This is a genomic window from Luteibacter sp. CQ10 (genome assembly GCF_040900725.1).
Lineage (GTDB): Bacteria > Pseudomonadota > Gammaproteobacteria > Xanthomonadales > Rhodanobacteraceae > Luteibacter.
This window is the reverse complement of the sequence record NZ_JAEUYM010000003.1, coordinates 558859-572253: the sequence shown is the minus strand read 5'-3', so window position 1 is coordinate 572253 and position 13395 is coordinate 558859. Positions and strand designations below refer to the sequence as shown.

At 68.2% G+C, this 13395-nt stretch carries 11 protein-coding genes; 4 read left to right on the top strand and 7 right to left on the bottom strand.

The window, feature by feature from the left end:
- Nucleotides 1–30 precede the first annotated feature (30 nt).
- On the top strand, nucleotides 31–1641 hold the full coding sequence (locus tag JNG39_RS15705) for an ABC-F family ATP-binding cassette domain-containing protein (protein WP_368312797.1): 1611 nt from the start codon (nucleotides 31–33) through the stop codon (nucleotides 1639–1641).
- A gap of 102 nt (nucleotides 1642–1743) precedes the next feature.
- Here the strand turns inward: JNG39_RS15705 and JNG39_RS15700 are convergent, their stop codons facing one another.
- The 5 genes from JNG39_RS15700 to JNG39_RS15680 all read right to left on the bottom strand — a co-directional run bounded on the left by JNG39_RS15700 (nucleotide 1744) and on the right by JNG39_RS15680 (nucleotide 8666).
- The gene (locus JNG39_RS15700; protein WP_368312795.1) at nucleotides 1744–3567 is read right to left on the bottom strand and encodes a beta-galactosidase family protein; all 1824 of its coding nucleotides are present in this window, start codon (nucleotides 3565–3567) and stop codon (nucleotides 1744–1746) included.
- 93 nt (nucleotides 3568–3660) lie between these two features.
- Nucleotides 3661–5616, bottom strand: coding sequence for an enterotoxin (locus JNG39_RS15695; protein WP_368312794.1), 1956 nt, complete (start codon nucleotides 5614–5616; stop codon nucleotides 3661–3663).
- Nucleotides 5617–5638: 22 nt separating this feature from the next.
- Nucleotides 5639–6562 carry a 1-phosphofructokinase family hexose kinase gene (locus JNG39_RS15690; protein ID WP_368312793.1) on the bottom strand — a complete coding sequence of 308 codons (924 nt, stop codon included), beginning with the start codon at nucleotides 6560–6562 and terminating at the stop codon, nucleotides 5639–5641.
- Nucleotides 6559–7485 carry a carbohydrate kinase family protein gene (locus tag JNG39_RS15685; protein WP_368312792.1) on the bottom strand — a complete coding sequence of 309 codons (927 nt, stop codon included), beginning with the start codon at nucleotides 7483–7485 and terminating at the stop codon, nucleotides 6559–6561. Before JNG39_RS15685 ends, JNG39_RS15690 begins: the two co-directional genes overlap by 4 nt.
- Nucleotides 7482–8666 carry an SIS domain-containing protein gene (locus tag JNG39_RS15680; protein WP_368312790.1) on the bottom strand — a complete coding sequence of 395 codons (1185 nt, stop codon included), beginning with the start codon at nucleotides 8664–8666 and terminating at the stop codon, nucleotides 7482–7484. The genes JNG39_RS15685 and JNG39_RS15680 overlap by 4 nt, the downstream gene beginning before the upstream one ends.
- 77 nt (nucleotides 8667–8743) lie before the next feature.
- Here JNG39_RS15680 and JNG39_RS15675 point away from each other — a divergent pair, with 77 nt between their 5' ends.
- From JNG39_RS15675 to JNG39_RS15665, 3 genes are read left to right on the top strand one after another with little or no spacing between them, the layout of a single operon-like run.
- Complete coding sequence (locus JNG39_RS15675) at nucleotides 8744–9649, top strand: class I fructose-bisphosphate aldolase (RefSeq protein ID WP_247367380.1); 906 nt, start codon at nucleotides 8744–8746, stop codon at nucleotides 9647–9649.
- 9 nt (nucleotides 9650–9658) lie between these two features.
- Complete coding sequence (locus JNG39_RS15670; protein WP_368312789.1) at nucleotides 9659–10882, top strand: amidohydrolase family protein; 1224 nt, start codon at nucleotides 9659–9661, stop codon at nucleotides 10880–10882.
- Nucleotides 10879–11679 carry a DeoR/GlpR family DNA-binding transcription regulator gene (locus tag JNG39_RS15665; protein WP_368312788.1) on the top strand — a complete coding sequence of 267 codons (801 nt, stop codon included), beginning with the start codon at nucleotides 10879–10881 and terminating at the stop codon, nucleotides 11677–11679. The genes JNG39_RS15670 and JNG39_RS15665 overlap by 4 nt, the downstream gene beginning before the upstream one ends.
- A gap of 6 nt (nucleotides 11680–11685) precedes the next feature.
- Here the strand turns inward: JNG39_RS15665 and JNG39_RS15660 are convergent, their stop codons facing one another.
- On the bottom strand, nucleotides 11686–12093 hold the full coding sequence (locus JNG39_RS15660; protein ID WP_368312786.1) for a hypothetical protein: 408 nt from the start codon (nucleotides 12091–12093) through the stop codon (nucleotides 11686–11688).
- Between the two features lie 266 nt (nucleotides 12094–12359).
- Nucleotides 12360–13385 (bottom strand): tRNA pseudouridine(13) synthase TruD, encoded by a 1026-nt coding sequence (gene truD, locus JNG39_RS15655; protein WP_368312784.1) that lies wholly within the window; start codon nucleotides 13383–13385, stop codon nucleotides 12360–12362.
- Nucleotides 13386–13395: the final 10 nt, after the last annotated feature.

Genomic DNA, 13395 nt, shown 5'->3' with positions numbered 1-13395 from the left:
CCGCTTCTTCGCATTGACTGGGTACATCGCATGACCGCACCTTTCCTGACGCTGGACGGCGTCCGTCGCGTGTTGCCGGACGGCCGCACGATCTTCACCGACCTCACCGAGACCTTCGACCTTCGCCCCACCGGCCTCGTGGGCCGCAACGGTGTCGGCAAGAGCCTGCTCGCCCGGTTGCTCGCCGGCGTGGACGAACCGACCTCGGGACGTGTCTCGCGCCACGGTCGCGTGTTCTATCTGTCGCAACATGCCGACCTCCATGGCGATGCCACCGTGGCGACGCTTGCCGGTGCCGCGCCCGTGCTGTCGGCGCTCGCCCGTATCGAGGAAGGCGGCGTCGATCAGCACGATTACGACATCGTCGGCGATCGATGGGACATGCCGCGCCGGCTACGCGACGAACTCGAACGCCATGGCCTGGGTCATCTCACCGCCGACACGCCGGTATCCGCGCTCAGCGGCGGCGAAGCGACGCGCGTCGCGCTCGTCGGCGCGTTCCTCTCGGCCGCCGATATCCTGATTCTGGACGAACCGAGCAACCACCTCGACCGCGCGTCACGCCTCGCTCTCGCCGAGCGCCTGTCGGCATGGAGCGCGGGGCTCATCGTGGTGAGCCACGATCGCGAATTGCTTCGCCGCATGGAGCGTATCGTCGAGTTGTCCGAGTCGGGGCTGCGCTCCTACGGCGGCGGTTACGATGCTTACGTGCAGCTCAGGGAGAAGGAGCGCGCCGATGCCCTCGCCCTGCTCGACCACCGCAAGGCCGAGCGCCGCCGGGAAGAGCGCAACCTTCGCGAACAGCGCGAGCGCGCGGAGCGGCGGCAGGCCCGCGGCACGAAGGAGGCCAGGCAAGCGAACCTGCCGCGCATCCAGCTCGGCCTGCACAAGAACGCGGCCGAACGGTCGGTGGCTGCCGGAAATGAAAAACGTGAGCGCGCGCGGGAAGCGCTCGACGAACGGGTACGCGAGGCCGCCCGCGACGTCGAGCGACGCGAGGCACCACGCATGGGCATGGTCGGTCTCGATGGCGGACCGCAACGCGTACTGCGCATGGAGGGTGTCGTACTGCCCCATGTGCGCGAGTCGCTACGGCACGTGGACCTGACCGTCACGGCACGCCAGCGCATCGGCATCGTCGGTCCCAACGGTTCGGGCAAATCGACCCTGCTTCGGGTGATCGCCGGGTCGGAAACGCAGTCGGAGGGGTCGTGCGAATCCCTCGTGCCGGTCGCATGGCTGGACCAGCAACTCCGGCACCTCGACGACACGCGATCGATCGTAGCGACGTTGCTCGATGAAACGCGTGGCATGGACGAGAGCACGCTACGCATGCGCCTCATGCAGATGGGGCTGGATGCCGACGCGGCCACGCAATCCATGGCATCGTTGAGCGGCGGCCAGCGCCTCGCCGCCGGCCTGGCGCACGCCACGCTGCGTGACCCGCCGGCACGCCTGCTGTTGCTGGACGAGCCGGGAAACCACCTGGACCTCCCGTCGCTCGACGCGCTGGAAACCATGCTGCGCGATTACGACGGCGCGTTGATGGTGGTGTCGCATGACGAGGTGTTTCTGGAGCGAGTCGGCCTGACCCACCGGCTGGAGGCGACGGCGGAAGGATGGCGGTTATCGCCCGCCTGATTCGCTGATGCGACGGGCTCCCCCACCCCTTCGGTAGCAGCGCTCCTACCGAAGGGGTGGGAGCCGATCGCATCGGCGAATCGAGCCGCGACGGCCGTCAAATCAACGCGTCGCGTAGATCGGATCCTTCCTCCCCGCGATGAGCCCCGGCCCATCGCCGCGCATGTCGAGCACCACGACATCGTTATGCCCCTTGCGCAGCCATTCCGCCGGCAAGAACAACGTCTGTGCCGGACCGACGGACCAATAGCGGCCGAGCTGGTGCCCGTTGACCCACACCTGTCCTTCGCCCCAGCCGCTCATGTCGAGGAAGGTGCTGCCTGCGACACGATCGAGGTCGAACCCGCCGCGCAGGAAACGCGGCCCCTTCGCCGCCAGGCCGGCGTGGAACGGCAGCGACGAAAGATCGTTCAACGGCAACGGATAGACCTGCCAATCCGACAGCACCTTCTTGTCGAGGCTCACCTCGCGCCGCAGTCCCTTGTATTCCGTCGGCACCGCCGAACCGAAATTCACCCGCCCCATGTTCTCGACGAGGATGTCCAGCGTATCGCCGCGCTTGAACGATGCGTCGAGCGCATGCTGGCCCAGGCGCCGGTCGAGCGTGCCGCGCGGCTGGCCATCGACCATCACGGTGGCGAAGTCGCGCACCATGCCCACGTCGAGCGAGGTCGCGTCCGTATCGAGCCGCTTGCGATAGAGGATCAGGCCGTAGTTCTGGTCGAAGGCTTCCATCGGCCGCACGCGCACGGACGTTCGCGGCGTCGACAGCGCGGGCAACGCATCCAGCAGCGATACCGATGCATCGAGTTTGAACGGCGCGACGGTCATCGTCGGGGACGAGGCGGGCAGCGCGGGCAACGTCTCGCCCGGGTTCAGGTGCGCGCCGATGAGCTTGCGCAAGGCCATGTACTTCGGCGTGAGACGTCCGGCCTCGTCGATGGGCGCGTCGTAGTCATACGTGGTGGCGATCGGCTTGTAGACGCCGCCTTCCTCGTTGGCGCCCTGCATCCAGCCGAAGTTGGTGCCGCCGTCGGCCATGTAGAGGTTGAACGAAATGCCGTTGGCGAGGAACCAGCTCACCGCCCCGGTCGCGACCTCGGTCGTGCGGGTCTGGTGCGGTTCGCCCATGCGGTCATACCAGCCCGACCAGTATTCGCCGACCATCTTCGGGTGCCCGGCAAGATAGGGCGCCGAGTCGGCGAAGGCCTGCTTCGGATCGTCTTCGGCACCGAAGTTGATCACCGGGAGAGTGCCCGGCAAGGTGCCTGGCTCCATGCGTCCCGGACCCGGGCCGTTCGACATGAACAGGGGCACGTCGAAACCCGCATCGACGATCTGCTTGCGGATGGCCTCGAGGTAATCGCGATCTTCACCGTAGGAGCCGTACTCGTTCTCCACCTGCACCATCACCACGTTACCGCCATGGCTGGCGAGCAGCGGGGCGATCTCGTCGTGCAGGCGGCGGAACCACTTACCGGTGGCCTCCAGGAAGCGGGGATCGTAGCTGCGCACGCGCAGGCCAGGCGTACGCAGCAGCCAGGCGGGGAAGCCACCGAATTCCCACTCGGCGCAGACGTACGGACCCGGGCGCAGGATCACGTCGAGCCCTTCCTCTTTCGCCGTGCGGATGAAGGCGGCGATGTCGCCATTACCGGAGAAATCGAACTTGCCCGGTTCGGGCTCGTTGACGTTCCAGAAAGCGTAGGTGGTGACTGTGTTCAGGCCCATCGCCTTGATCTTGCGCAGGCGGTCGCGCCACGCCTCGCGGGGGATGCGGGGGTAGTGGATCTCGCCCGAACGCACGAGGTACGGCTTGCCGTCGCGCATGAAGTGGTCGCCGTCGATCGTCAGCGACGACGCCCATGCCGGCGCGGCCATCGCCAGCGCGAGGCTGGCTACCGCGGTCATTACCTTGCCCTTCATCGTTCCCGCCCCATGGGTCGTTTGTCAGCCTTCCACGTTAAACCAGCGTAGGGTGCCTTGTCGCCTGCTCAGAGGCGAGGCGCGTGGCAGGCCTCACGGCATCAATTCGAGCGTAAGCACCTGGAACGGCTGCAAGGTCACCGTTTGCGGCTTGTCCGCATCGAGCACGAGGCTCGGCTGCGACGCATCGGCTTTCCATGGGCTATGCGCGCGGAACCGCCGCACCGCCCCCGGGGGCAACTCCAGTTGCCGGTCCAGGTCGATCACCGCCAATTGCGCCTTGTCGGACGGATTGCGCAGCGTGAGGATCGCCTTGTCCGGTGTCCACGAAGCCCAGCCGTAGACGTCCAGACGGCCGGGATCGCCGCCTATCCAATGGGTGTCGCGCAGCACGCCCGCATTGGCGCGCGACCACGTCGCGGCCTCCGCCAGCGTGTCCCAGTTTTCCGCACTCAGCAGCTCGGGCGTGATGTACAGCTCCTGCAGGGCCGTACCGCTGCCGAAGTACGAATGCACTTCGTTGGCGAAGTCGCCGCCGGGATCGGTGTTGAGCTTGCGGTTCTCGCGGGCATAGATGATGCCGTGGAGCATCAGCGAGTTCAGGGGAAACAGCGGCCCCTTTTCCACGATGTTGTGATACGTCTCGCGATCCCGGTAGGTGATCCAGCGTTCGCGTTTGCTGCCGACGCCCGCCAGTTCGTCGTCTTCGCCGTCGCGCCAGATCGAATCGGCATAGCGCAGCCAGAAGGGCGAGGCGAGCGTGCCGGTGGTGAGGTTGATGAAGAGATCGGGCTTCGCCGCACGCAGGTCGTCGATCAGATGGATAGCGGCATCGAAGTCGCTGTCGAAGACGCTGCCGGGAAACACTTTGTTGGCGTTGCCGGTGCCGTCGAACTTGAACTGATTGATGCCCTCCTTGACCAGGGCCAGGGTGACGTCATGGAAGCGCCGATAGTATTTCGGCCCGGACAAGGCCATGCCGTGGTCCACGATCTCGTAACCCGCCGCGCCCGCGCGTTCGGCACGCTCTTTCGCCGGCGGCCCGTAACCGCCCCACGGCGACAGCCACATTCCCGGCGCCGCGCCGAAGGCCTTCGCCGCTTTCACCAGCGGCCGGAAGCCGTCGGGGAAGTCCTTGCTGAAGGCCCAGGTACCGCTGCGGTCGTCCCAGCCGTCGTCGAAGAGGAAGGAATCCAGCGTCACGCCCCGCTTCGTCGTGAGCTCCCGACCGATGGTATCGATGCGCTCCACGGCCTGCGCGGCGGTGTAAGGCGTGAAATAGCCGATGTCGTACCACGAGTTGTAATGCAGGAAGGTGCGATATGGATGAGCCCGCTCCCGCTCCACGTAGGCGAGGAAATCGCGGCGGAGCTGGTTGTCGTGCGTGGCGCCGACAGCGGCCGAATAGGTCACCGACTGGCCCTTGCGCAAGGGCAGTTCGCGCTCGATCCACAGGCGAACCTGGCTCCCCCCGCGCACCTCGCTCTTCGACAGCGGGTTCTCGAAACCGAACCAGTCACGCCCCGACACCACGGGCGAGCCGTCGACCGAACCCCTCACCTCCGAATCGGGCACCTTCGCCTGCAGGAGATCGACACGGGCGATCGCCTCGTCCTGCCGCAACGCGGTGATGGTGACGCGTTCGCGCAGGTAGTCCGAATTCTCGCGCTGTATCCATGCCTGCTCGATGCGGAAACGCCCTTCGGCATCGGTGAAACGTGCCACCGCGATCCGGCCCGGCAACCGCTCCGCCGCGCGTGATGCCCGGGGATTGGGCGTCAACGCCTGCTCGCTCACCTCGCCGTCGAGCCGGAAGTCCGCGGCGCCAAGCACCTTGCCGTCGGCCAGGGTCAATTGGAACGGCGCCACGATGGGCACCTCGCGCCGGTTGATCCGGTCGGTGACGACCACGTCGCCGATATGCCCGTCGGACAGCGCCCAACGCACCGACATGCCGCCCCGCCCGAACTCGCCGGCATTCGCGGCCGCCATGAACGCGATAGCGCACGATGCCGCCAACGCGCGACGCTTCCACCCTGCCTTCCCCATCGTTCGTTCTCCCGCTGTGGTGCTAGCCATCCAATCGATGCACGTGCACGCGCGGCAGAAGCTCGCGCACCGCGTCCATCGTCACGAATCCGGTTTCGTCGCCGAGAGCGTTGGCGGCGCCGCAGGCCACCGCCAGGCGCAACGCGTCGGACATGCTTTCGCCGCGCAGCAAGGCAACCGCCATGCCGGCGAGGAAGCAGTCGCCCGAGCCGACCGCGTTACGCACGCCGTCCACCGTCAGTCGCGCATGCCATACCTCACCGCCTTCTGCACCGAGGGCCCCGTCGGCGCCGAGGGTGACCACCGGATGCCGGATGCCTCGCGCGCGTAACGTGCGCAGCAGGCGCGCGGCATCGACGGCGTCCACAACCGGGTAGCCGACCAGTTCCGTGGCTTCGCTGGCGTTCGGCTTGACGAGAAACGGCGAGCGTTCGGCCGCCAGCCCCAGCGCCGCACCGCTCGCGTCGACCAAGCACGGCACCACCGCATCGCGCACGAGCGTCGCGTAGTAATCGTCGGCGAAACCCGCCGGCAGGCTGCCGGTGCATACCAGCGCCTCGCTTTCGGCGAGCCAGTGGCGCAAGGTCTGGTCAAGCACGAAACGCGCATCGGCACCGGGGTCGGCACCGCGTTCGAGCATTTCGGTCATGCGGCCGTCGGCTTCGCGGATGGCCAGGCATTGGCGCAAGGGCACGGAGGAACGCACGCTGCGGAAACGCACGCCACGCCGTGCCAGCCCGTCGCCGAACCACTCGGCGTGCGCGCCGTCGCACATGCCCACCAGCGTCACCGGCATGCCCAGTGCCGCGATGGTCTGCGCCACGTGCACGCCCTTGCCGCCGGGGCGCGCCACGGCACCGTCGGCACGCTGCACCTCACCGGGCCGCAACGTACCCACGTCGATCAGGCGATCGATGGCGCTGTTGAAGCCGGCGACCGTGATCATGCAGCGCTCCCGATCAAGGCGCGCACGTCGTCGATGGAGGCTTGCGCGGGCGTGCCGCCGAGGGCCCGCGTGGACAGCGCGCCGCACGCCGCACCCCAACGAAGGCAGGCCTCCAGTGGCCACCGGTTTAACCACGCATGCAGGAAGCCCGCGTCGAAGCCGTCGCCGGCACCGGTGGTGTCCACCGCATCGACGGCATACGCAGGCACGCGGAGCGGCGCATCCTGCCGTTGGATGCCGATGCAGCCACGTGCGCCGGTCTTGATCGCCACCGTCGGGCAGAGGGGGGCCAGTTCGCGCAAGGCGGTATCGACATCACGAGCGCCCGTGATGGCGAGCGCCTCCACCTCGTTGGGCAGGAAGACGTCGATCCGCGGAAGGAGGTCGCGCAGGCCGCCGTTCCAGCGGCCGGACGGGTCGTGTCCCGGATCGAGCGATACGGTGAGCCCCGCGCCACGTGCTCTCGCGACGAGTTCCGGCAACTCTTCGCGTAGCGCGGTCTGCAGGAAATACGATGAAACGTGCAGGTGCGCCGCGTCGCGCAGCGTATCGTCGCCCACGTCGGAGGCGCGCAGCGCGGCGATCGCACCCGCATACGTCACGAGCGCGCGGTCGCCCGCGCCCGACAGGGCGACGGTCAGGCCGGTTTCCAGCGACGGATCGACGATGACGCCGCGCACGTCGACGCCTTCCCCCGAGAGCGCGCCGACGCAATAGCGCCCGCGTTCGTCGTCGCCCACACGCCCGACGAAGCGTACGAGGGTCCCCAGCCGGGCCAGGCCCATCGCGCAGATCATCGACGAGCTGCCCGGCGTGTGGCACAGGCCACGGGCGAGGATTTCGCCACCGAACACCGGCGGGCCGTCGATGCCGGTGAGGATGAGATCGACGTTGAGCTCGCCGGCGACGACCACCGGCTTCACGCGCCGACCTCCGGACCATGCAGCGCGAAGGTGCCCACCACGCGGGTCAGCACGCCTTCCGACGGCGTGTCGGGACGGTGGCCGAGGTGCAGGCAGCGGAAGAACGCCAGCCACTGCCCGACGAAGGCATGCAGAAGGCCCTGCTGCACGGGCGGCAAGCGGTACAGGCCGGGGAGGTCGATGGCGAGGCCCGAGGGGCCGGCCAGCGATGGATCGATGCCCTCGCCCACCACGACGCGCGATGCGCCGAGGCCCTTGGCGTCGAGCTCGCGCAGGAGGTCGGTTTCGTATGCGCGCACCGTGGCGTCGCCCGAAAGGAATGCCACCAGCGTGCCGCCGCGGCTGAGCCATGCCATCGGACCGTGACGGAAGCCGAGGAAGGTTTCGGCCAGCGTCACCGTGTCGCCCCCGGTCATCTCCAGCATCTTCAGCGCGGCTTCGCGGGCCACGCCGAACGCGCATCCCGTACCGAGGTAGACCGCCGTGTCGCCGCCGTTCGATGCCATCGCGGCCAGCGCGTCGACGTAGATATCCACGACGCGTTCGGCCAGCGCGGCGGCACCGTCGGCCGCCACGGGGGTCGACCGCGTGAGCTGGCTCGCCGCCAGCATCAGGTTGGTGAAGCTGCTGGTCATGACCAGGCTGCGATCGTTGGTGCGCTCGTCGAGCACGATGGCGTCGACCCGCGCATCGTCCACGTAGCGCGTGGCCAGCGCGCCGTTCGCGTTGCAGGTGAGCGCGAGGTGCCGCCACGTCGGCGCCGCCGCCAGCACGGCATCCACCGCGCCCACGCTCTCGGGACTGTCACCGGAGCGCGCGATCGATACGAGCAGGCCCGGCCCCCGCGCCAACACGCCCGCCCGATGGGTAAGGAGATCGCCCGCGGGAATCGCCCGCACCGGGATGCCCAGCTCCGCCTGCAGCCACGGCGCGACGGCGTCGCCCACGTAGACCGAACTGCCCGACCCGGTCAGGACCACGTGTTCCACGCCCGACGCCAGCATGTGCTGGATGAGGGCACGGTGGCGCGCGCCCTGCGATCCGGCCGTGGCGCGCCACGTGGAGGGCTGCTGGAGGATCTCGCGAAGGGTGTCGGCATAGCCCGCGGCCCGCTGCCGCTCGGGGGCGGCGGCACTCAGGGCGGCGAGGTTCGGAACGAGGTCCTGGGATTGCGCTGTCATCGGGCTTGACTTCGATACGTTGATAAACGAAAGATAACGAAACTTTCGATTCCAGGGTATCCCCGAGGAAAACCGACATGCAAGCCCTTTCGCCGATCGCTCCCACCCTCGCCACCCTGGATCTCCCTCCGGGCAAGCGCACGCGCCTGCACCGGATGCTCTACGGCCACGGCCCCGGCAACGGCACCCTCCTGGTGCTGCCGCTCGACCAGGGCCTGGAACATGGTCCCACCGACTTCTTTCCGCATCCGCCCGCGCTCGACCCCAGCTACCAGTTCGAACTGGCCGAGGCCGGCGGCTTCTCGGCCATCGCGCTGGGCATCGGCCTGGCGAGCAAATACATGGGCCGGCATGCCGGCCGTGTGCCGCTGATCCTGAAACTCAACGGCAAGACCAATATCCCGGGCGACGGCGACGCCACCTCGCCGCAGTTCGCATCGGTGGAAGATGCCGTGCGCCTCGGCGCCGATGCCGTGGGTTACACGCTCTACGTGGGATCGCCGCGCCAGCACGACGAACTGCGCCAGTTGCGCCAGGTGCGCGAGGACTGCGACCGCTACGGCATGCCGCTGGTGCTGTGGTCTTATCCGCGTGGCTCGGCCATCGACGCGCGCGGCGGCAAGGGCTCGCTCTACGCGCAGGATTACGCCGCGCGCGTGGCCCTCGAAGTGGGCGCCGACATCGTCAAGCTGCACGAACCGGACGATCGCCGCGACGGCGCGCCCGCTCCCTACGACGCGCTCGCCGAAGACGCCGCCGCGCGCACGGCGCGCGTGGTGCGCTCCGCGGGCCGCACCATCGTGCTGTTCTCCGGCGGCGAGAAGAACGACGATGACGCAGCAGTGCTGCGCAAGGTGGAGTTCTACATGCAGTCGGGCGCGACCGGCGTAATGTTCGGCCGCAACATGTGGCTGCGGCCGTTCGAACAGGCCGTGGCGCTCACCCGCCAGGTGCATGAGATCATGAAGCGCTATTCGCGCTAGGAACCCCTCGTGACCGACGACGCCTGGACTGGTTGCCTCTGCTGCTCGCCGCCCGCCGCGAAAGTGGCGGGCGGTGAGCAGCCGTCCGGCAAGAATCCCCTCGAAACCGCCCCTGTCGCCGCCGACCTGCGGCTGGTGGACTTCGCCCCGCGCAGCATGCTCGGCGGCAAGACGACGCGTGTGGAAACCCCGCGCTTTCCCGTGATCGACGTGCATACGCACCTGACCTGGATGCGCGAGACCCGTGGCGGCGTGTCGCTGGGCGAAGACATGATCGCCTTCGCCGATCCGCACACACTGCTGCCGCTGATGGATCGCAAGGGCATTCGCTGCATGGTGAACCTCACCGGCGGCGTCGGACGCGGGCTGGAAGCATCCATCGCGCGCTTCGATCGCGTCGCGCCGGGGCGCTTCTTCACCATGACCGAGCCGTCGTTCCACCTGTTCGGCGAAGCCGACTACGCGAAACGTCAGGCCGACGCCATCACGCGGGCCGCGCACGTGGGAGCCCGCGGCCTGAAGCTGCTCAAGACGCTGGGCCTGTACCTGCGTGAAGGCATCGACAGGGGCGCCCTGGTGGGCATCGACGACGCGCGCTTCGATCCCATGTGGGAGGCCTGCGCCGCGACCGGCCTGCCGGTATTCCTGCATACGGCCGATCCCCTCGCCTTCTTCGAACCCACCGACCGCCACAACGAGCGCTACGAGGAACTCGCGCAGCACCCGGACTGGTCGTTCTACGGCGCGGATTACCCGTCGCATGCCGAACTGATGGCCGCGCGCGACCGTGTGATCGCCCGCCATCCGCGCACCACCTTCGTGCTGCTGCACGTGGGCAACCAGGGCGAACGACTCGACGACCTGGAAGCGACCTTGGCGCGCTACCCGAACACGATGGTGGACATCAGCGCGCGTATCGGCGAACTCGGCCGGCAGCCGCGCCGTAGCCGCGCGTTCGTCGAACGGTTCCAGGATCGCGTGCTGTTCGGTACCGATGCCGTGCCGCCGCCTTATGGCGACGCCGTGCCGCAGCAGCGCCTGTGCGACGAGCTGTACGAGATCTACTACCGGTTCCTCGAAACCGACGACGAATACTTCGACTACGCGCCCGCCGTCGCGCCGCCGCAGGGACGCTGGTCGATCTACGGACTGGGCCTCCCGTCGGATATCCTGCGCAAGATCTATCACGACAACGCGGCGCGCCTCCTGCGCCTGCCCGACCCGACCCCATGAGCCAACGACGTGCCAAGACATCGCCCGTGAAGCTGCTGATCGAAGAGCGGCGCCGTGCCATCGCCGAGCGCGTGCGCCAGGAAAAGCGCGTCACCGTCGACGAGCTCGTGTCGCGCTATGGCGTCTCCGCCGTGACCATCCGCGGCGATCTCGAAGCGCTGGAGACATCCGGCGTGCTCAAGCGCTCCCATGGCGGCGCCGTGGCACGGGACGAAGCGCAGGACACGCCCCTGCTCGTCAAAGAAACCCGTCGCCTCGCGGAGAAACGCCGCATCGGCGAGGCCGCGGCGCGGCTGATCGACGACGGCGAAACGGTGATCCTCGATTCGGGCTCCACCACCGTCGAGATCGCGCGGCGCATCCGCCAGCGTAAATGGTCGTCGCTCACCGTCATCACCAACGCCCTCAACATCGCCCTGGAACTGAGCGGCCTGCCGACGGTGCGCGTGATGATGCTGGGCGGCATGCTGCGCCAGACGTCGTATTCGCTGGTGGGCCTGGATGCCGAGCGCGCGCTCGCGCGGCTGTCCGCCGACCGGCTCTTCCTCGGCGTGGACGGCCTCGACGTCGCCGTGGGCGTCACCACGCCCGATCCGCAGGAAGCCTCGCTCAACGCCATGATGGTGAGAGCCGCGCGCGAGGTCGTGGTGGTCTGCGACGCCAGCAAGCTCGGCCTGCGCAGTCTCGCCGTCATCGCACCCGTGTCCGAACTGGACAGGGTCATCACCGATACGGGCGCCATGCAGGCCGATGTCGACGCCCTGCGTGATCAGGGCGTCGAGGTGACCCTGGTCTGAGCGAGCCTAATTGACCTCGGCGACGTCGCGCGCGCTGTACACGTCGATGGCGTAAGGCACCTGCGCGTCACCGGTGGAATGGAAGCGGCCGAAGACGGTGGCATTGGCCTGCGAGCCGTTGGTCGACAGCGCGCGGCGCAGCGACGATATCTCCCGCCTGTGACTGTCCGACTGATCGATGGTGAGGGCGATGCGCCCCTGGCAATCAGCGTCGCTGAGCAGGGTGGCCTTGCCGCTCGCGCTGGCGATGCCGCGCACCGTGACGGTGGTGTCCACGTAACGGTCGGCGGTGCCCAGGATGGTGCAGAGCGTATCCGGCGCCGGCTCGTCCGACTTCCGGGCCAAGGCCGGGCCGCATACGGCGACCATCAGCAGGACGGCCCCCGCCGCCTGCAAGAAAATACGGTTGTTCATGTTGCCCCCATGTTCCGGTACGCGCGACATGGCTCGGCACCTTCCGCGCGGGGACAAGGACACCGCGATTGCGGCGTCGCGTCAATAAGAAAAATTGCCGATTCGGCGCGATGGAGGCTTTTGCCTGGAGGCACATCGCGCTTCGTGACGACCGAGGCCCTGGATTCCCGCGTGCGCGGGAACGACGAGCTACGAACTTCACCGCGATCGACAAGAAACCCTCATGCCGTTCCCGCGCACGCGGGAACCCAGGGCGGAGCGGTCGGTTATCGCGACTCCGCCTCGTCCATCAACTCGCGCATCACCGTCGTCGCATACGCCCCCGCGGGCAACGCGAACGACACTTCGAGCGCGCCGTCATCCAGCCAGCGCCAAACGAACTCCGATGGTTTCAGTCGCAACGATCGCCGCTCCTGGTCCATCCGTGCCCCGGCCAGCCCCTCCGCCAAGTCGGCATCACGCGCCGCCACGGCACGTTCCAGCTCCCCGACGTCGCCGGCGGCGGGTGTCTCCCCCTGCCCCCACAACGGCCCGGTGGGGTGGATGTCGAATCGTGCCAACCGCTCGGCCAACGCATCACCGAACGCCTCGGGCCCGAACCACGAACGCGATCCGTCCAGCCCCCAGATCTCGCCGTCCATCGGGGCATCCCAGGTTCCCGCTCGCACGCGCTCGGCCAGCACGCCGTTGAAGATGTGCGAACGCGCGGCCGACAGAAGGATGGATCGCTTGTCGCGATCCATCCGGCGCCCCTTGAACATGGCTCGCGCCTGCTCGACGTTGCGGCCACCGAGCCCGAAGCGCTGCTCGCCGAAATAATTGGGCACGCCACGCGCGGCGATGGCGGCCAGCCGCGCCTCGGCGTCGGCGCGATCGCCCTCCACCTCGCGCAGCACCAGTACGAAACGGTTGCCACGCAGCGCACCGCGCTTGATCTTGCGCGAGTGCCGGCCCAGCGGCGTGAGGGTCACTTCCGCGTGCGGAAACGCCGACCAGTCCGGATCGGCCTTGCCCGGCAACTGCACCGTGAACACCTGCCGGGTGACGGCGTGACGATCCTTCATGCCCGCGTAGCCGACGTTGACCGGGGGCACGCCCGCGAACTTCGCCACCTCGCGCGCAACCCAGTCGGTGTTCGCGCCGCGTTTTTCCACCATCACGAACGCGTGCTCGCCGGCGCCGTCGGGTTCGTAACCGAGGATCTCGTCCACGCGGAAGTCCTCCGGCGTCGAACGCAGGCGGGCGCGCAGCGGCGGCGCGCCGAAGGCATGGGGAAGCGTGTCGTCGGTCATCTTGGAAAGC